The organism is Acidisoma sp. S159 (assembly GCF_009766125.1).
In the GTDB taxonomy this organism is placed as follows: domain Bacteria; phylum Pseudomonadota; class Alphaproteobacteria; order Acetobacterales; family Acetobacteraceae; genus Acidisoma.
Genome location: NZ_LMUG01000007.1, coordinates 43,895 through 62,254, shown reverse-complemented (window position 1 = coordinate 62,254; position 18,360 = coordinate 43,895). Strand labels below are relative to the sequence as shown.

General features: G+C 60.5%; 16 protein-coding genes. 11 read left to right on the top strand and 5 right to left on the bottom strand.

The window, feature by feature from the left end; genetic code table 11:
- Positions 1-2 precede the first annotated feature (2 nt).
- Together GSQ92_RS02150 and GSQ92_RS02145 are read left to right on the top strand one after the other, a co-directional pair.
- Entirely contained in the window at positions 3-974 is a 972-nt protein-coding gene (locus GSQ92_RS02150) for an ABC transporter permease (protein WP_159012919.1), read from the top strand.
- Between the two features lie 71 nt (positions 975-1,045).
- A complete protein-coding gene (locus GSQ92_RS02145; RefSeq protein WP_158804136.1) occupies positions 1,046-2,134 on the top strand; it encodes an Ldh family oxidoreductase in 1,089 nt (362 codons plus the stop codon).
- 45 nt (positions 2,135-2,179) lie between these two features.
- On the opposite strand, the gene GSQ92_RS02140 is transcribed toward GSQ92_RS02145, so the two are convergent.
- On the bottom strand, positions 2,180-2,866 hold the full coding sequence (locus tag GSQ92_RS02140) for an RraA family protein (RefSeq protein WP_158804137.1): 687 nt from the start codon (positions 2,864-2,866) through the stop codon (positions 2,180-2,182).
- A gap of 160 nt (positions 2,867-3,026) precedes the next feature.
- Here GSQ92_RS02140 and GSQ92_RS02135 point away from each other — a divergent pair, with 160 nt between their 5' ends.
- The 3 genes from GSQ92_RS02135 (at position 3,027) to GSQ92_RS02125 (ending at position 6,828) form a co-directional block, all read left to right on the top strand.
- The gene (locus GSQ92_RS02135; protein ID WP_159012918.1) at positions 3,027-4,238 is read left to right on the top strand and encodes an alpha-hydroxy acid oxidase; all 1,212 of its coding nucleotides are present in this window, start codon (positions 3,027-3,029) and stop codon (positions 4,236-4,238) included.
- A 316-nt stretch (positions 4,239-4,554) separates the two neighbouring features.
- Positions 4,555-5,241, top strand: coding sequence for a cysteine hydrolase family protein (locus GSQ92_RS02130; protein WP_254065745.1), 687 nt, complete (start codon positions 4,555-4,557; stop codon positions 5,239-5,241).
- Positions 5,242-5,250: 9 nt separating this feature from the next.
- Positions 5,251-6,828 carry a regulator gene (locus GSQ92_RS02125; protein WP_158804139.1) on the top strand — a complete coding sequence of 526 codons (1,578 nt, stop codon included), beginning with the start codon at positions 5,251-5,253 and terminating at the stop codon, positions 6,826-6,828.
- A gap of 25 nt (positions 6,829-6,853) precedes the next feature.
- On the opposite strand, the gene atzF is transcribed toward GSQ92_RS02125, so the two are convergent.
- The gene (gene atzF / locus GSQ92_RS02120; protein WP_159012917.1) at positions 6,854-8,239 is read right to left on the bottom strand and encodes an allophanate hydrolase; all 1,386 of its coding nucleotides are present in this window, start codon (positions 8,237-8,239) and stop codon (positions 6,854-6,856) included.
- A 191-nt stretch (positions 8,240-8,430) separates the two neighbouring features.
- On the opposite strand from atzF, the gene GSQ92_RS02115 reads away from it, so the two are divergent.
- Entirely contained in the window at positions 8,431-8,880 is a 450-nt protein-coding gene (locus GSQ92_RS02115) for a hypothetical protein (protein WP_158804140.1), read from the top strand.
- A 143-nt stretch (positions 8,881-9,023) separates the two neighbouring features.
- Here GSQ92_RS02115 and GSQ92_RS02110 read toward each other — a convergent pair whose 3' ends face one another.
- From GSQ92_RS02110 to GSQ92_RS02100, 3 genes are all read right to left on the bottom strand, one after another.
- Complete coding sequence (locus tag GSQ92_RS02110; RefSeq protein WP_159012916.1) at positions 9,024-10,394, bottom strand: glycoside hydrolase family 15 protein; 1,371 nt, start codon at positions 10,392-10,394, stop codon at positions 9,024-9,026.
- 41 nt (positions 10,395-10,435) lie between these two features.
- Positions 10,436-11,593, bottom strand: coding sequence for an NAD-dependent formate dehydrogenase (locus GSQ92_RS02105; RefSeq protein WP_159012915.1), 1,158 nt, complete (start codon positions 11,591-11,593; stop codon positions 10,436-10,438).
- 596 nt (positions 11,594-12,189) lie between these two features.
- Entirely contained in the window at positions 12,190-13,071 is an 882-nt protein-coding gene (locus GSQ92_RS02100) for a LysR family transcriptional regulator (RefSeq protein WP_158804143.1), read from the bottom strand.
- Between the two features lie 141 nt (positions 13,072-13,212).
- Between GSQ92_RS02100 and ampC the strand changes: the two genes are divergently transcribed.
- From ampC to GSQ92_RS02075, 5 genes are all read left to right on the top strand, one after another.
- Positions 13,213-14,382, top strand: a complete 1,170-nt coding sequence (ampC, locus tag GSQ92_RS02095) for a class C beta-lactamase (protein ID WP_159012914.1) — start codon at positions 13,213-13,215, stop codon at positions 14,380-14,382.
- A gap of 151 nt (positions 14,383-14,533) precedes the next feature.
- Positions 14,534-15,526 (top strand): hypothetical protein, encoded by a 993-nt coding sequence (locus GSQ92_RS02090; RefSeq protein WP_216856720.1) that lies wholly within the window; start codon positions 14,534-14,536, stop codon positions 15,524-15,526.
- Positions 15,527-15,670: 144 nt separating this feature from the next.
- A complete protein-coding gene (locus tag GSQ92_RS02085) occupies positions 15,671-16,435 on the top strand; it encodes a sensor histidine kinase KdpD (RefSeq protein ID WP_158804145.1) in 765 nt (254 codons plus the stop codon).
- Entirely contained in the window at positions 16,432-17,934 is a 1,503-nt protein-coding gene (locus GSQ92_RS02080) for an ATPase domain-containing protein (RefSeq protein WP_158804146.1), read from the top strand. Before GSQ92_RS02085 ends, GSQ92_RS02080 begins: the two co-directional genes overlap by 4 nt.
- Positions 17,931-18,320: a two-component system response regulator gene (locus GSQ92_RS02075; protein ID WP_159012913.1), complete on the top strand. Its 390-nt coding sequence runs from the start codon at positions 17,931-17,933 to the stop codon at positions 18,318-18,320. Before GSQ92_RS02080 ends, GSQ92_RS02075 begins: the two co-directional genes overlap by 4 nt.
- The last annotated feature ends 40 nt before the right edge of the window (positions 18,321-18,360 follow it).

Below are 18,360 nucleotides of genomic sequence, written 5' to 3'. Positions count from 1 at the left end.
GAATGTCATCATCACTCGTCAAAGCTCTCTCAACCTGGGGGCTACTGATCCTGCTGGCTTTCTTGATCGGGATTTTCTCGCTTCTCGCTCCGCACACTTTTCCGACGCTTTTCACCTTCAGCTCGCTCGCCAACAATCGATCAATCTACGCGCTCGCGGCACTCGCCGTGATGGTTCCCATGGCCGCCAATCAGTTCGACTTGTCTGTCGCATCAATGATCGGCATTTCGCAAATCCTCGCCATCGGGCTGCAGACCCAGCAAATGCTTCCTTGGTGGCTCGTGTGCATGCTAATCCTCGCGTTGGGTGTCCTTGTCGGCCTTGTCAACGGCGTCTTGGTATCGCGCGTCGGTATAAGCTCCTTCATTGCGACGCTCGGAACAGGCTCCGCCTTGCTCGGAATTTTGCAGTGGTACTCGGAGGGGAGGCAGGTTATCGGCACGCTCGCACCGGCATACGTCGCGCTTGCCGGTCGGGTCGGATCCACCGTCATTCCATTGGCCTTCGTCTACGTCTTGGTCATGGGCGCCCTGCTGTGGATCTTGCTGGAGCGCCTGCCTTTCGGGCGCTTTCTTTATGTGCTCGGGGAGAATCCGAGGGCCGCGGAGCTCAATGGAATTGCCAGCACGAAGTACGTGACCAGAGCTTTCATGCTCTCCGGTTTGATCGCAGCATTTGCCGGCCTTGTATTGCAGGCACAACTACAAGTAGGCCAGAGCACTGTCGGTCAGGAATTCCTCTTGCCGGCGTTTACCGGGGCGCTTCTCGGCGCGACTTCGATCCGGCCTGGCCGGACCAATGTCATCGGAACGCTTCTGGCCGTCGCCGTTCTTGCGGTTACCGTTGCCGGATTAAACCAGCTTGGCGCGCCATTCTTTGTCGAACCCTTGTTCAATGGCTTGATGTTAGTACTAGCCGTCGGTCTCTCCGTAACAGCCGCGCGGCGACGCGAGCGGCAGGCTACTCGCCGCTGATCGGATGATCTGCACAAACTATCGCAGCAACGCCACTCAGTTCTATCGAATCTGACCGACGCGGAGCGAACATGGCAATTTACCCAAGCAATACGACGGACCGCCGCGTCGATTCTGCGGACCTGCAGAAGGCCGCCAGCAGCATCTTCTCTGCTTGCAACATGGTGGAGGCGGATGCGGACCTATTGGCCAGAACCCTCGTTCATGCGGACTTGCGAGGCGTTCATTCACACGGCACGCTCCGTGTGCCGGACTATGTGAAAAAACTCACGCGCGATGGGGTTGATCCGCGAGGCCGACCACGTGTTGTGCGCGATAAAGGTGCGGCGCTTGTTATCGATGCGTGCAACGCGATGGGTCAGCTCTCTGGAACCTTTGCGATGCAGGCAGCGATCGAGAAGGCACGCGAAATCGGCGTCGCCTTTGCAGCGGTACGCGGTTCCAATCACTGCGGCGCGCTGGATTGGTATACCCTCATGGCAGCCCGTGTGGGTATGGTAGGCATCGCGGGGACCAATGCGCTGCCGACTATGGCTCCTTGGGGCGGCATTGATAAAATCATTGGCATTAACCCGCTTTCCATTGCTTTTTCGGGGGAGAGTGTACCTCCCCTCGTGCTGGATTTTGCATTCGGTGCGACGGCGCATGGCAAGATCCGGGTTTATCAGCAAAAGGGCAGCCCAATCCCGGAAGGCTGGGCCTTCGACAAGCATGGGCGTTCCACCACTATTGCCGCGGCTGCCTTGGAAGGTTTGATCCAGCCCATTGGGCAGCATAAGGGCGTCGGACTGGCGATGGCGATCGGAATGCTGTCAACGCTTTTGTCAGGGGCTGCCTACGGCACACAATCCGGCAATATGATCGATGGCGCGAAGCCGGGCGTTGACGGGCACTTTTTTGCTGTGATCAACCCCGACTTTTTTGAGGGAATTTCAGCCGTCAAGACGAGGGTCGATGAAATCGTGCGGCAGGTGCATGAATCGAGGCCAGCGAGCGAGACGGCCCGCCTCCTCGTGCCCGGTGAACTCGAATTTGAATTTCAGGAACTATATAGGCAGGAGGGCATATTGCTTTCTAGGGAGACAATCGAAGGAATCCAATCCGCCGCCGCAAGTTTGGGATGCGACATCCCGCTGTCTCTAGCCAAAGCCGGCACGTGACATCGCAATATCGCTGGATATGTGCTCAGCGGGTCGCGGTCTCAGTTAATCGACCTCTTCGAACTTGCCGGCCGCGATAAGTTTGAGGATGAAATCCGGGACGGTCAGCCCGCCCTTTACCTTGGTATCGAGATCTAACTCGGCGGCTCGCACGACCTCGAGCCGTTTGATCGTGGCATCGATTTGCGTTCCCGGAATAATGACGACTCCATCTTCGTCTCCAAGAACGATGTCGCCGGTGGACACAGCTACGCCGCCCACGACAGCCGGTAGACCGACGGTTCCAGGGCCATTGCGAACAGGGGAGTTCGGCGTCACACCGGCGGCGAAGCATGGCAGGCCAGTCGCCAGAATGCCGGCGCGGTCGCGCACGAACCCGTCGGTAACGAAGGCCGCTACGCCCGAATTCTTCATCATCCCGAGCAAAAGGTCTCCGGTAACGGCAGAACGCTCGAAATTGTCGGTAGCGCACATGATGACGTCGCCTGGCATGGCGACGGATAACGCCCCGAAGGCGGCCAAATTGTCGTTTGGGCCAGTATAGCAGGGCAGGGCTGCGCCGCAGAAGGAGTGGACGGCGCCAAAGGACTTTATCCGTCCATCCAGTGCGCCGCGACCGTTCATGGCGTCGACGACGAAACCCGTCTGGAGTCCGGTGAAGGCCGCTATCTGCTCGGCACTTGGCCGCTTGAAGTGGCGTTGAATTCTCAGGAGGGGCGGCTCGCCGATCATGCTCAAGTTCCTGGTCGATGAGTTTATGAGTAAAGCACTTGATCGCGCCGCCGCCTATACATGACGGATCTCCTGCGCTAGGGCCTTCATGTGCTGGCGCCGGTAGTGAGACCTACATAGTGTCGCATTGCCGTCGAAGCACGCGAAGGAAGGGATTGATATGACCCTCGATCGAGCCATTAACATCTCGGATCTTCGGCATTTGGCGATGAAGCGGTTGCCTCGTATGGCCTTCGACTTCATTGAGGGCGGCTGCGACGACGAGGACGGCTTGGCGGAAAACGAGTCTGCATTCGCGGCCTATCGGCTCATGCCGCGCTACCTCGTGGATGTTTCCCAAGTGGATATGACGGCGCAATTGGCGGGGCAAGCTTTCTCCATGCCCCTGGGCCTCGCGCCGACCGGCGCCGCGGGCATGTTTCGCCATGACGCGGATCGGCTGCTTGCGCGCGCCTCGGCAGCGGCAAATGTGCCCTTTGTCCTGTCCATCAATAGCCATGCGTCGATCGAGCAAGCGGTAGAAGCGGCACCGGAGCACACCTGGTTTCAGCTCTACGGCGTCAAGAGTTTGGAAATGACGGAAGACATGGTACGCCGGGCAGCCGATCTCGGGGTCAAGACGCTCGTCCTCTCGGTTGATGTCCCGGTACAATCCAATCGGGAACGCAATCGGCGCAATCGCTTCTCGCAGCCGTTGCGAGTGACGCCGTCGATGATCCTCCAGGCCATCGCTCATCCTAGTTGGACATTGGAATATCTCCGAAACGGCGGCCTGCCATACATGGGCAATTTCAGACCTTATGCGCCAAGCGGCGCGTCTGCCGAGGCGGTCGGTGACCTGGTGTTCAGCGTCTTCCCTGCGCCTGATCTGACATGGACCTTCCTGGAGAAGATCCGCCGGTTGTGGCCGCGAAAGCTTTTCATCAAGGGGATCATGCACCCGGACGACGCGTTTCGATCGGCCGAGATGGGCGTCGACGGCATCATGGTTTCTAATCATGGCGGTCGCCAGTTGGACCGTGCCCCATCGCCGCTTCAAGTGTTGCCCGCCATCCGTGAGGCGGTGGACGACAGAATCGAGATCACATTAGACGGCGGCATACGTCGAGGATCGGACGTAGTGATCGCGCTGTGTTTGGGCGCCCGAATGGTCTTCGTCGGTCGACCCGCGCTTTACGGGGTTGCAGCAGGTGGCGACAAAGGAGTGAGAAAGACACTAGAAATATTTTCGCAAGAACTAGCGATTGTTCTTGGACAGATTGGCTGCCCCCGGATAGCCGACCTGGGACCGCATTTCCTTCGGCCCAGTCTGGCGGCGAGCAGGTCCGGTTCCAACGCCAGTCGGGGCGGAGATAGGTTGGTTCGAAGTTGAACGTGGCCATGCGCAGGCAAGCACTCCGATGGCGCCGTTCAAAGCAGCGTGCGATTCCTTCGTCAGCCAAACACTCAGCAATGATCATTCCCGCGGCTTACGCCGGGAGCACTCTCCGAAAACCCGAGACCCTCACCGACCTGGCGCATTGATGCTCTTGCAGAAAAAGTAGCGTGTGCTGAAACCCAACTATACAACTTGCTCATTAAATCATCATAAAATGCCTGAATTTTAAGCTGCCCTAGATTGCTAATCCATGATTGATTATGATTTGTCTATTAGTTAGGCTTCGCATCGACCTGGGTCGGGAACTGATGTGAGCAACACGCTGCTGATGGCGACCGTGGAGGCCGAGCCCTACGCTTTCTCGCTCACAAGCGACAAAGCCGCGCTTCTCATTATTGATATGCAACGAGACTTCCTGGAGGAAGGCGGCTTCGGCGACGCCCTGGGGAATGACGTCTCCTTGCTGCGCAAAACCGTGCCGTCATTGGTCGCCGTGCTTGCAATGGCGCGCGCGGCGGGAATGGTCGTCGTTCATACGCGAGAGGGACACCGCCCAGACCTCTCTGATCTCGCGCCCAGCAAGCATGAGCGCGGGAATTTTCTCACTAAGATCGGCGATGCCGGGCCAATGGGGCGCATTCTGGTGCGCGGCGAGCCGGGGCACGACATCATCCCCGAGGTCTACCCCGTCGCGGGCGAGCCGGTGATAGACAAATCGGGCAAGGGCGCGTTCTTCGCCACGGACCTTGAAGCGATCCTGCGCGGCAGAGGAATAACCCAGCTCATCGTATGCGGCGTGACGACCGAAGTTTGCGTCAACACGACGGTACGGGAGGCCAATGATCGCGGATTCGAATGCCTTGTGCTGTCGGACTGCACAGGGTCCTATTTCCCGGAATTCCACGAAGCCGGCTTGGCGATGATCAAGGCCCAAGGCGGTATCTTCGGCTGGGTAGCGCCCTCGACGGCGCTGCTCTCCGCACTTTCCACCGTTTAGGAGAAGGCGATGTCGAGCACGGTCATGACGCGACCGGCGTGGTGGGTTCCCGGCGATTGGAATGGCTTCTTTGGTCTCTTTACCAATGTAGTGCTGAACGTCATCGTACTGACGGGGCTCTGCCTTGGTGTCGTCCAGATGCCGGCTGGCATTGTATTCGGCCGTATCCTGCCCGCGCTCGGCATCGCGCTGCCGCTCGGCAATCTCTTCTACGCCTACCTCGCCTATAAGCTGGCGGCGCGCAGCGGACGGTCGGACGTAACCGCTATGCCATACGGGCCGAGCGTGCCCCATATGTTCCTCGTCGTCTTCGTCATCATGCTGCCGACTTACATCAAGACGCATGACGCGGTGCTCGCCTGGGAGGCTGGTCTCGCCTGGGCCTTCGTCATCGGCGTCATCGTGCTGCTCGGCGCCTTTGTTGGCCCTACCGTGCGCAAATACACTCCGCGCGCGGCCATGCTCGGCGCCCTCGCCGGCATTTCCATTGCCTTTATCTCGATGCGTCCGGCGTTCCAGGACTTCCAGGTTCCGTGGCTCGGCTTCCTGTCCTTCGGCATCATCCTGGCGAGCTGGTGCGCGCGCGTCCGCATGCCCTACAACATTCCTGGTGGCCTCCTCGCTGTGGTTGTCGGCACGATCCTCGCCTGGATCGTGACCTTCACCGGCATCAGCCCGGTCATGGAGCCCGCCCAGGTTGCTTCCGCCTTCGCCCAGTTCGGCCTGCACCTGCCGGTGCCGAGCGCGCATTTCCTGCACGGCCTGTCGAATATCGGCCCGCTGCTTGTCACCGCCGTCCCTCTCGGGATCTATAACTTTACCGAGGGCATGAACAACGTCGAGAGCGCCTCGGCAGCGGGGGATGACTACAATCTGCGCCAGGTATTACTCGCCGACGGTATCGGGGCCGTCGCCGGTGCCATTCTTGGCAGCCCGTTTCCGCCAGCCGTCTATATCGGCCATCCGGGCTGGAAGGCTGTCGGCGGACGCATCGGCTATTCGCTTGCTACAGGCGTGGTCATTGCCGTCGTCTGCTTCCTGGGCCTCACAGCCCTTCTGCTCGCTATCGTGCCACTCGTCGCGATCTTGCCGATCCTGCTCTATATCGGCCTCGTCATCGGCGCCCAGGCGTTCGAGGCGACGCCCAGTCGATATGCTCCGGCGGTTATCCTCGCGATGCTGCCCAATATCGCCAACTGGGCGCAGAGCCAGATTGATGGCGCGTTGTCGGCGGCGGGCACCTCGGCCGAGAAGGTCGGCATGGCGAAGCTCGGCATGAACGGCGTGGTTTATCACGGCATGCAGCTCTTTGGTGGCGGCGCGACGCTTGCAGGTCTTGTCCTTGGTGCGATCGCCGCTTTTGTGATCGATCGCAAATTTGATCGTGCCGCCATCTACGCCTTTATTGGTGCGGTACTCGCCTTCTTTGGTTTCATCAACGGCACCGCGCTCGGCTTCGCGAATTCCCCTGGCGTCGCCCTGGGCTATGCGATCCTGGGTGTTCTTTTCGTCGTCCTCATGCGTGCTCCGGTAAATGCCGAGCACCCGACGCTCGAGGAAGTCATGCATGCCGAGCCGGCTGAGTAAACGCGGCTAGGCTTCATCCCGCGCGCTACGTGACGAGGGGGGAGGCCGCGAGTGCTTCGCGGCTCAAGCCCGCACCCTCACCAAGACCGCGATGCAATCTGTCCGCCACCCCAGCGAGCGCTGTATCCGCGAAGGCCGGCGCGATCAGCGTCACTCCGAAGGGCAAACCATTCGAGGCACGGAAACCGCCCGGCACCGCGATCGCGCAAAGATCGAGAAGGTTGACGAAGTTCGTGTAGGTGCCAAGCAGGCTGTTAAGCCGAACAGGCTCCGCGGCCAAGGCCTCGATTGACACGATAGTGGGCGAAGTCGGCAGCAACATCACATCGAAACGCTGCCATTCCGGCGCCGTCACACGGATGAGAGCCTGCAACCTGTACTGAGCCGAAAAGACATCGGCGGCGGAGAAAGCATTAGCGGCGCCGATAATGTCGCGCACCGTCGGATCCATGTCCTCTGCGTGTGCCCCGAAGAATTCGCGGATCGGCGCAAGTCGCTCGGCAACATAAGGGCCGCCATAGAGCAAAGAAGCGGCTTCCCGAAACGGTCCATAGTCGAAGGGTATTGCCTCTCCACCGAGCGCTGTCAGGCGTGCTATCGCGGAGTCGTAAAGCGCCTCCGCCTCGGCATCGCCGCCAAACTCTCGGTCGGCTGGGAGCAAAATGCCAAACCGGAGGCCGCGCGATGGTAAGGGATGAGCCGCACCGCGGCGCGAATAGGCGTCAGTGACGTCGAACCCTGCCGCAACTTTGCTGACATCGCAGGCATCCCCGGCACTCGCGGCAAACACGCTCACGCAATCCAGCGAGCGGCAGGCAGGCACAACGCCGGTGGTACTCAGCAAGCCACGCGTGGGTTTAATCCCCACAAGATTGTTGAAGCCAGCCGGCACGCGACCTGAACCGGCGGTATCCGTGCCGAGTGCGAACGACACAAGCCCAGCGGCGACAGCGACGGCGCTGCCCGAACTCGATCCGCCGGAAACATAGCGATCGTCGAAAACGCAGCGCGGTGCGCCATAGGGTGAGCGCGCGCCGACCAGCCCGGTCGCGAACTGATCCAGATTGGTCTTGCCTATCAGAATCGCGCCCGCATCCAGCAATCTTTGCACCACGGTCGCGCTCTGGCGCGGACGATAGGCGAAGGCGGGGCATGCGGCGGTCGTATCCAACCCCTCAGCGTCGATATTGTCCTTCACCGCGAAGGGGATGCCGTATAAAGGCAGCCGCGGCGCCGTTGGATCGGCGGTCAAAGCGGCGGCGCGCGACCGCACATCTACGTCCGCCACGCGGCTGATCCAGACAGCGGGGTCCGCATAGGCCGCAACGCGCCCCAACACCTCCTCAACAAGCTGCGCGGGTGTCAGCTCTCCTTTGTCATAGGCAGTCCGCAAAGCGGCAATCTGCAGCATTTGAGGGAGGATCAAAGGAATCTCAGTGTGTTTTCAATGCTTGGCCGCGTCACGTCCCGCTCCATTCTCATGGATGCACAGCATGACGAGCGAAATCTCCGCCGGCAAGGGTCACCATGCCAGGGCCGCCGGTATATAAGCGCGGACAGCCTCGTCCTCGGCCCATTTACCGCAGCGGAGTGATTGCCTCGATGACAGACGGATTCGACAGAACCTCCAACGCGGCCGGGCCAGAGCCGCAACCCGCTTATCCGACCATCGATATTGCGGTCTTCGGCGCGCATCTAAGCGGGCAGCCCCTTAACCCCTCGCTCCTGGCCCTTGGTGCGACGCGACAAAGGGCATGCCTGACCGCACCCACTTACCGCATGCTTGCCTTGTCGGGTCCCCTCCCGCGCCCGGCCCTATGCCGCGTTTCGCGGGGAGGGGTCGGATTGCCGGGCGAAGTTTGGGCACTTCCTACCTCAGCGCTGGCGGCTTTGCTTGTGAGCATTGCGCCACCGCTCGGCCTCGGCACTGTGCAGTTGGACGACGGTCCTTGTCATGGCTTCATCGCCGAACATACAGAGCTAACGGACGCAATCGACATCACAAGCTTCGGTGGCTGGGCTGCCTGGCTAGAGACGCGAAAGCGATCCTGAAACTCGGTGGCATCGTCGCGCTACAACAACGGGAGACGCTAGCGCCGCGCCGGTCTTGCGGACGGGCGGGAAGCCGGTGAGGCCTGCGGAGAGCTGGAGGCGTTATTCGGGACTCTCCGCCGCGGCGGAGTCCTGCTTCGCGGTCAGCGGTTGCGCACGGCCGAGAGGAAGGCGGCGTAGCTCCAGGTCAGGTTGCTGACGCTCTTCTCAAAGCCATTGGCGCCATCAAATTGTTCGCTAAGTTCGAGGTGGTCGCTATGGAAGAGCACTGCCCGCAGCATTTTGTCGCCGGCATCGCGCAGGACCTGCGCGGTCTCCTCCACGCTCGTGCCTTTCGGCGCCGCGAGCGCGGTGAAGAACGCAGCTGACTTGTCGTCGAAGGGAATGGTGTTACTGGAGACGATGCTATTGGCGACCCTGTAGTATAACTCTGCGAGATTGCAGGTGCAGAGCGCCCAGGGGTGATCGCCGCGCTGCTGATTGGCCATGTCGCCATCATAGACGTCGCCGGGATAGCGGCCGAGCATCGGGCCGAGGCCGCGCCCTGCGTCATCCCCGTTGATCGGGTAATAGGCGGCGGAGTTCGGGTCCGCCCATTGACTGCGCAACAACGCCGCTGTCGCCAGCAGCTGCGTGTCGATGCAAGGAATAGCCCCGTAAAGGCAGGCGCAAACGATGTCGATATTGGTATCATAGCCAACACTCTCCGGCAAAAGCGGACTAAGGGCACTGCCGGGCGCGGGAGGCGCCAGCATGCTGATGTAGTAGGAGCCGTTCCAATGCCTGCCCAGAGCATCCTGCAACCAGGTGATGGCGGCTGCGAGTCCCGCTGGTTTCGCGATGCCGAGTGTATTCGCGCTGATTGCTTGAAAGCAACGGAGTTGGACGGAACGCGCGAAAAATGAAAGCCCCTGATGCTCTTCCCAGAGATTGAAGGTCGGGTTTTGATATTGCGCGAGAAGATAGTCGAGATTGGTTTGGATGACGGCACGCGCGGTCGCCTGAGTCGGCGCATCCACCTTGGTATAGGCCTGGAGGATGGCAAGCGTCTGTAGCGCCGGGCCATCACTTTGCTCGGTCCAGGGGCGCGGGTCACCGCCGACGGTGAAGCAGGCATGGCCAAGGGTCGGCTGCGCCTTGCTCTGGCAGAGCGCGGCAAAATTCACGTAGTCGGTCAGTGTCTGTACGCCGCCAATTGCCTGATCCGAGAGATCTGCCGCGGCGATCTCGAACATCGTGATGGCAGCGTCACGCATCCAGTTGAAGACATAATCCTGGTCGGTGTTCGGCGTATGGCCGCGGTAAGAGGGAGCGGCGATGACACAGCCGGGCTGGGATGCCTGCCCGGTATAGGGGTCGTTCACGACATAGCCGTCCGTCGTAATATTTCGTAGCATGAGCATATACATGTGCTGCGCAACGACCGGAAATCCCGGATCCGCAATCCGGATCGAGGGCTTCTCGCTGGGAGTTCCGGGCTGCGCGGTAGCGCGAATACATGTCGTTGACGTCATGGCGGCGACCCTGGTTTTAAGGCCGGACACGCAGCCGTGCCTCAGGTCAGTTTGTAGGATTTCGCACCGGTGCCAGCAAGCGCCCCTGCATCTACGATGAGATACTCCTCCCGAATAGGCTTACCCTCGTAGAAGCTTTGAAGGATCTCAAGCGTTCCTGCGGCGTAGCGAGCTTGCGCCGACAGGGAAGTGCCGGAAATATGCGGGGTCATGCCGTTAAAGGGCATCGTCCGCCACGGATGATCGGCCGGGGCAGGTTGAGGATACCAGACATCGCCTGCATATCCGGCCAGCTGTCCCGACTCAAGGGCGCGCACCACAGCGTCGCGGTCAACGAGTTTGCCGCGTGCAGTGTTGACGAGATAGGTGCCACGCTTCATATGCGCGAACATCTTGTCATCAAAGAAATGCTCGGTCGACGGATAGAGCGGCATCTGCAGATTGACGATATCCACTGCCTTCACCAGGGACACGGCATCCGGATGGTAGGTAAGACCAAGCTCGCTCTCGACCTTTTCGCTGAGCCGATGCGGGTCGGTGTAGTGGAGATGCAGGCCGAAAGGGTGCAGCCGACGTAGCACCGCGATGCCGATACGCCCTGCGGCCACCGTGCCGAAATGCATGCCCTCGACATCGTAGCTACGAGAGACGCAATCGGCGATGTTCCAACCGCCTTTGACGGCATATTCGTGTGATGGGAGGTAATTGCGCACAAGCGAGAGCACCATCATCACAACATGCTCGGCGACACTGATGCTGTTGGAGCCTGTGACTTCGGCGACAGTCACCTTCGCCCGCGCGGCAGCATCCAGGTCAACGTGATCGGAGCCGATGCCAGCGGTAAGGGCAAGCCTCAGCTTCTTGGCCTTGGCAATCCGCTCGCGCGTCAGATAGGCGGGCCAGAAGGGCTGCGAAATGACTACCTCGGCGTCCGGTAGATGTTTCTCGAACTCCGAATCCGGGCCATCCTTGTCGCTGGTGACGACAAGCTCGTGACCTAAGCCTTCGAGATAGGTCATCAGGCCTAGTTCGCCGGAGACGGAGCCCACAAGCTCTCCTGGCGTGAAGCCGAGGTTGTTTGGTGCCGGGGCGGTCTGTCCATTGGCGTAGCCGCTGATCGTCGGGATTCCGTCCCGGGCGTAGTGGGGCGGGTAGCCCGCCTCGGGATCCGGATAAAGAACGCACAGAACTTTGGCCATGTCTAAGCCCCCTGCTTCACCTCATCGCCGTTACGATGGCGGTGTTCCCATTTGGATATAACGATGCCATGGCTTTCTGCGCAAACCGGATGCTGGGTAGTGTCACCGAAAGCCTTGCCGCTTGCCAGCCATCCGTGGCGCAGGCTCGTGCCGGGATTGTGCGAGCTATAGCTGGGTTTCGGCGTCCGGGTCAGACCATTCAGAGAGAGGACCCGGACGCCTTCGGCGTATGGAGGGTGAGCGGCCAATTGCTGGTCGCCTCGCGGTTCCCAGCACCCCATGAGCTGGACTACGGGCACCCCGCCCCAGCGAGGGTCGAATTCGCTGGCCTTATCGAAGCAGCTTCGACTATCCACATTTCCCCCAGAAGTTGAAATCAACCTTTCGTGCAACCTCCAGTTGACAGCCGGCCGCATCAGCGCGTGGCGCCAGACACGCCGATACGATCACCGCGGGAACTGATCGCACGGTTTCCGGTCAAAGATCGTTCAAGTGTGATTGCGGGTGCTGAAAAGAGAAGCAGCAGTCCTTTCCGCAAGGAGATGTTCTTTATGGTTGGTGAGCAGAGCGCAGTGGTTCCCCTACATGGATCTTGTCTATGCGGCGGCGGCAATCTCGGCCTCGGCCAGTAGCCACGCCCGAAAGGTGGCCATTGCTGTGGTTTCGCCGCGCGACTTCAGGCGGGTCAGCCAGTAGTCGCCCAATTCGACCTCCGCGGCGAAGGGCCGCACCAGGCGCCCTTGGCGCAAGTCGCGCTCGAACATTCGCGCGGGAAGCAGGGCGACACCCGTGCCCTGAACCGCGGCTTCCGCCATTGTCAGCGAGGAGTCGAAGACATATCCGCGAATAGCCGGCGCGGGCAGGTCCACCATGGCGAACCAACGCTCCCACTCGTCGACGCGGTAGGAGCGCAGGAGCGTTTTCCGCGCCAGGTCCTTGGGATACCGGAGAGTCCGCGCCAAAGCCGGGGCGCAAAGCGGCGAGAGAGGGGCGGCGAAAAGCTGCGTCGCCTCCGTTCCGTGCCAGGCGCCGTCGCCGAAGCGGATGGCGCAGTCCAATCCTTCACCGGCGAGATCGACGCGGTTGTTGTTGGTCATCAGCCGCAGGTCCACGAAAGGATGGGCGGTTTGAAAGCTTGGCAGGCGGGGGAGGAGCCAACCGGTGACGAAGGTGCCGACGGCGCCCAATGTCAGGATCTCGCGCAGTCGCCCACCCTCGAAACGCTCCAGCGTGCCGGCGATGCGGCGGAAGGCATCGGTCAGCACCGGTAGCAGCGCCTCGCCCTCCTCAGTGAGCGCGAGGCCGCGCGGCAGGCGGCGGAACAAGGGGACACCCAAGATTTCCTCAAGGGTCTTGACCTGCTGGCTGACGGCCGCCTGGGTGACACGCAATTCGAGCCCGGCCCGTGTGAAGCTCAATTGCCGAGCCGAAGTCTCGAAAGCGCGTAAGGCGTTGAGAGGGAGTTGCGACAGAGCCATGCCCACTACCATTAGTTTTTCTTAGGTCTCTTGCAAGAAATGATGGTTTGCCGGTTGCGCTGCCCATCGCGCAGTTTCCGCCCGCTGACAGATGACGAGCAGGCTCGCCGGCATCCCACGGAACTGGAGGAGATCGAACACATGAAACTGAAGGCCACAAGCCTTGTTGTGGCAACCTTCGCCACATGCGCGTGCGCGGCCACCAGCCACGCGGCAGGTGATTCGCAGAGCAAATTAAAAAGTATGGTGGATTCGGAGATTCGGCCAGTGATGGCGAAAGACGGGATCCCGGGCATGGCGGTCGCTCTCACCATCGCAGGCAAGCCGTATGTGTTCGACTATGGCGTGGCTTCTATGGAAAGCCACCAGCCTGTCACGCGCGATACAATGTTCGAACTCGGATCGGTCACCAAGACATTTACCGCGACGCTGACGGCCTATGCGCAGGTACAGGGCAACCTGTCTCTCACAGACAAAGTGAGCAAACACCTGCCGTCTTTGCATGGAAGCAAGTTCGGTGAAGTGAGCCTTCTCAATCTGGGCACGCATACTCCTGGTGGACTCCCATTGCAGGTGCCGGATGCAATCGCGAACGATGCGCAACTCATGCAGTATTTCAGGGAGTGGCGGCCCGCTTACCCGCCGGGAACATATCGAACCTATTCCAATCCCGGCATCGGAACGCTCGGCCTGATAACGGCGAAGAGCATGGGCCAGGACTTTATCCCGCTGACACAAAATTGGCTGTTTCCGGCACTCGGCCTGACGAGCAGCTACATTGATGTTCCGGCTGCCCGCATGCCTGACTACGCGCATGGCTATACAAAGGACAATGCCCCGATACGAATGGCGACGGGCGAGCTGTCCTCTGAGGCATACGGCATAAAGACCACGGCTTCCGACTTGATCCGTTTCGTGGAAGCCAATATGGATCTGGTCAAATTGGATCCGCAGGTTCAGCGGGCGATTGAAGAAACGCACACCGGCTATTTTAAGGCCGGCGCAATGACTCAGGATCTGATATGGGAACAATATCCATATCCGGTTGCATTGCAGACACTGTTGGACGGCAATTCATCGGCGATGAGCTTAAATGCGACGCCTGTCTCCGAAATCAAGCCGCCACAGAAGCCGGAGGAGGACGCCTGGATCAATAAAACCGGCTCAACAAATGGCTTTGGCACTTATGTGGCATTCGTGCCGCGGAAACATCTGGGGATCGTTATTTTGGCAAACAAGAATTATCCCAACGGCGAGAGGGTAAGCATCGCCTACAAGATCCTCACGTCGCTCGCCAATGACAAGCAATGAAGATAGGCAACCGGCGCCGGGGGTGGATCCAGCGCGACACGAAGCGACCCCGTCGGATCTTTTCTCGGGGATTGCCGTTAGGAACGGGCACATGGTTTCTGTGCCGCCGTGCCGGTGAGCCATCGCCGGCGCAACAGCAGTGAATCCACTCGTGAGACTTGCCGCACTTATCTTCGCGGGCTTCGCGCTCCTACTCGCTCCCGCATTGGCCGCTACCGCCAATGTAGGCTTCGAGGAGGTCAAGATCGCAAACGGCACGGAGCCGCCCCTGACGGCCGGGATCTGGTACCCCACCGACGCGCCGGCGGCGGCACACGCCTTGGGACCCTTTACCCAGACGGTGGCTCCAGGCGCGTCGATTGTCGGACAAGGCTTGCCGCTGGTGGAACTCTCGCACGGGGGCGGCGGTTCATACAAAGACCGCTATGACACTGCCCTCGCTTTGGCCCATGCGGGGTTTGTCGCCGCGGCCGTCAGCCACGCTGGCGACACCTACAAGGATCAGAGCCAGGTCTTGCGATTCTGGCGCCGTTCTGCCCAGCTTCGTCGGCTGGTCACCTACATGCTGCACGAATGGCCTCAACACGGCCGGCTGGACGGTAGCCGGGTCGGCGCGCTCGGCTTCTCCAATGGCGGCTTTGCCGTTCTGGTGGCTGCAGGCGGAGTTCCGGATCTGTCCAGAGCCGGGCCCTACTGCCAGTCACATCCTCAACACGATCTCTGTCGGGCCTTGACGCAGGGTGGCGTCAATCCCTGGCATCTCGGAAGCGATGCCCCTGCTGACGCCTGGACCCCCGACCCGCGCGTCAGGGCCGCCGTCATCGCAGCCCCGGCCTTCGGCTTCGCCTTTGGCCGCGCGGGGCTGAAGAATGTGCGCATCCCGATTCAGCTCTGGCGCGCGGCCGACGACACCCACCAGCCAAATCCCTGGTACGATGAGGCGGTGCGCCTGGCTCTGCCGCAGGCGCCGGAATACCACGTCGTCCCCGGCGCGGGACATTTCGACTTCTTGCCGCCCTGCGGCCCGCGCCTCGCGTCAAGGGCGCCGCTGATCTGTGCCGACCGGCTGGGCTTCGACCGCGCGGCGTTCCATACCGAGTTCAATCGCGACATCGTTACATTCTTCCGCCGCTCTCTCGGCTAATCACCGCTGCCATGGTGACACCGACGCCTTCGGGCAGGTGAGCGCCAAACTTGCGCATGTCCTCTGCGGCGTCATATTGGGATTGATGGCAACGTGGTGGCAAGACCGCTCCTTATGAGTTCACCGGAAGCTCAGCCTCCGGGAATGGAAAACACCGAGGCTGCTTTACAGGCGCTCCGGCAGCAGAACGCCGAGCTGATGGAGGCGATTGCTGCCCGCGATACCTTCATCGCGGTGGCGGCGCACGAGCTGCGCAACCCGATGACGCCGATCGTCGGCCAAATCGACCTTCTCCTGGCCGCACTGCAAGCTGGAAAATACTCATCCGCTCAAGTCGAACACCGTGTCCGGCGCATCCGAACAGCGATGGACCATTTCATCAAACGGGCCGGGACGCTGCTGGATGTGTCCAGGATCACCAGCGGCAGATTCCAGCTTTCGTTCACGCCCTGCGATCTGTCTGACTTGGTTCGTGAGACGGTCGAGACTTTTTCCGAGCCGGCGCGCTATTCCGGTTGCTCCATCGCAGTAGATGTACCCGAAACCCTTCCCGGGGCTTGGGACCGGCTAGCCCTTGAGCAGATCCTCGACAATCTAATTTCCAACGCGATCAAGTATGCCCCGTCCCGGCCAGTAATCGTAAGTGCCGAGAATCTTGGGTCACTGGTCAGGCTGACGGTGCGGGACTACGGTCCTGGCATATCCTCAGGTGACCGGGCTCGTATCTTTGAACGTTTCGAGCGAGCGGTCGGGCCGAAAGAGCGGCGCAGTGGCTTCGGAGTCGGCCTGTGGGTGGTGGGACAGCTTGTCGCGGCAATGGAGGGAACGATCGTGGTGGATGACGCCCAAGGCGAAGGCTCGCTCTTCACCGTGACCCTGCCCCGTTACTCGGATACGAGTCTAGCATGAAAGAAGGCGGTGATAGCGGCCTTGAACGTCTATCGAGCGGCGTAACCGGTCTCGACATCATTTTGGGCGGTGGCTTCCTCGCGGGGGGCCTCTATATCATTCAAGGGCAGCCGGGCACCGGCAAGACGACCTTCGGCAATCAGATCTGCTTCAATCACGTCGCTGGCGGCGGCCAAGCGCTGTATGTTACTCTCCTAGCTGAATATCACGCGCGCATGATGCAGCACTTGAGCATTATGTCATTTTTCGACATCTCCAAAATACCGGATCAGCTCACTTACTTTAACTGTCTACAGGTGCTGCATGACGAGGGCCTCAAGGGCCTTCTGGCACTCTTGCGCCGAGAAATCACGACGCGCGGCGCTTCCATCCTGGTACTCGATGGTATCGTGTCGGCGCGACGGGCGGCGGAGGACGAAGAAGCATTTAACCAGTTCGTTCATGAACTCCAGGCTATTGCGATCGCGACCGACTGCACGATGTTTCTGCTCACGAGCAGTCGGGGCACCCAGGTTACGCCCGAGCACACGATGGTCGACGGGATCATAGAGTTCACGGACCAGCTCGTCGGTTGGTCGGCCGAAAGTTCCCTGCAGGTTATAAAGTTTCGCGGAAGTGCTTCACTGCGCGGTCGCCACGCCTTCAAGATCACCGGCAAAGGGATCGTGGTCCATCCAAGAATCGAGGCTTTGCTCGCGCGGCCTTCGCGGCCTGATGTAGGCGGCACCGGGCGAGTATCGAGTGGCCTCGATCAACTCGACGTCATGTTGGGCGGCGGCCTCCCGACTTCCTCGACGACCATGATAATGGGGCCGTCGGGCACCGGTAAAACGACACTGGGACTTCAGTTTCTGGCAAGGTGTAGCGAAGCTGAGCCGGGCCTTCTCTTTGGCTTCTACGAAACTCCCGCGCGCCTCGATGCCAAGATCGCAGGGGTCTGCCGGCCGCTACGGGGCTTGATCGATCAGGGCGCAGTGGAGGTGATATGGCAGCCGCCCACCGAAGATTTGCTCGATGCTTACGGCGAGCGCCTTCTTCAGGCGGTGCAGCGCCGCAAGGTCAAGAAGCTTTTCATTGATGGGCTAGGTGCCTTCAGGCAGGCCTCAGGGATCGAACCCAATCGCATCGGCAATTTTCTGACCGCGCTGATGAACGAGATGCGCGTGCTTGGCGTGACGACTGTCTATACGCTTGAGGTTCCCGATATCATGGGACCTTCGATCAGGACGCCGATCGGTGACTTGTCGAGTTTGGCCGAGAACTTGGTTTTGCTCCGCTTTGCGGAACTAGGTGCACGCCTCCGCCGTTTGATCTCCGTTCTCAAAGTCAGGGACAGTCAGTTTGACGGGTCGCTTCATGAATACGTCACCAGCGATCAGGGGCTAGTCATTGAGGCAACCGCCGACAGCGCCGAGAGGATTATGGTCGGGCTTGCCAATCTAAGGGAGGACGAACAAGACGGCATCACTCAACCGCGGGAAGGGCGCGATCTTTTGTGACGGGGATTGTTCTCGTGGTGGATGACGAATTCGGCATCGCCGAACTCATCGATGCTGTACTCACGGATGAAGGCCATCGCGTGCTGACCGCCATCAACGGACGGCAGGGGCTTGCGATGATGGCGAAGGAGCGGCCGGATCTGGTGTTTCTCGACTATATGATGCCCGTGATGGATGGAGCCGAAGTGCTGAGCGCCATGGCCGGCGACCCATCCGTCGCGAAGGTTCCTGTGGTGCTGATGAGTTCCATGCCCGAAGCAACCGTGGCTGAACGCTGCTCGGGTTATACAGCCTTTATGCGAAAGCCGTTCAAAATCGCTCAGGTGGTGACGCTCACTGTGAAGCTGCTGAACCGCGATGGGCCAGACGGGCAGGGCGCTCTCTGACCAAGCGTGACGCCATACGCAGACCATCGTCGCGGCTCCT

What these genes read in the sequence shown, in the direction of transcription:
- GSQ92_RS02150 (WP_159012919.1), top strand. Translation starts at nt 3, where the DNA reads ATGTCATCATCACTCGTCAAAGCTCTCTCAACCTGGGGGCTACTGATC.
- GSQ92_RS02145 (WP_158804136.1), top strand. Translation starts at nt 1,046, where the DNA reads ATGGCAATTTACCCAAGCAATACGACGGACCGCCGCGTCGATTCTGCG.
- GSQ92_RS02140 (WP_158804137.1), bottom strand. Translation starts at nt 2,866, where the DNA reads ATGATCGGCGAGCCGCCCCTCCTGAGAATTCAACGCCACTTCAAGCGG.
- GSQ92_RS02135 (WP_159012918.1), top strand. Translation starts at nt 3,027, where the DNA reads ATGACCCTCGATCGAGCCATTAACATCTCGGATCTTCGGCATTTGGCG.
- GSQ92_RS02125 (WP_158804139.1), top strand. Translation starts at nt 5,251, where the DNA reads ATGTCGAGCACGGTCATGACGCGACCGGCGTGGTGGGTTCCCGGCGAT.
- atzF (WP_159012917.1), bottom strand. Translation starts at nt 8,239, where the DNA reads ATGCTGCAGATTGCCGCTTTGCGGACTGCCTATGACAAAGGAGAGCTG.
- GSQ92_RS02115 (WP_158804140.1), top strand. Translation starts at nt 8,431, where the DNA reads ATGACAGACGGATTCGACAGAACCTCCAACGCGGCCGGGCCAGAGCCG.
- GSQ92_RS02110 (WP_159012916.1), bottom strand. Translation starts at nt 10,394, where the DNA reads ATGACGTCAACGACATGTATTCGCGCTACCGCGCAGCCCGGAACTCCC.
- GSQ92_RS02105 (WP_159012915.1), bottom strand. Translation starts at nt 11,593, where the DNA reads ATGGCCAAAGTTCTGTGCGTTCTTTATCCGGATCCCGAGGCGGGCTAC.
- GSQ92_RS02100 (WP_158804143.1), bottom strand. Translation starts at nt 13,071, where the DNA reads ATGGCTCTGTCGCAACTCCCTCTCAACGCCTTACGCGCTTTCGAGACT.
- ampC (WP_159012914.1), top strand. Translation starts at nt 13,213, where the DNA reads ATGAAACTGAAGGCCACAAGCCTTGTTGTGGCAACCTTCGCCACATGC.
- GSQ92_RS02085 (WP_158804145.1), top strand. Translation starts at nt 15,671, where the DNA reads ATGGAAAACACCGAGGCTGCTTTACAGGCGCTCCGGCAGCAGAACGCC.
- GSQ92_RS02080 (WP_158804146.1), top strand. Translation starts at nt 16,432, where the DNA reads ATGAAAGAAGGCGGTGATAGCGGCCTTGAACGTCTATCGAGCGGCGTA.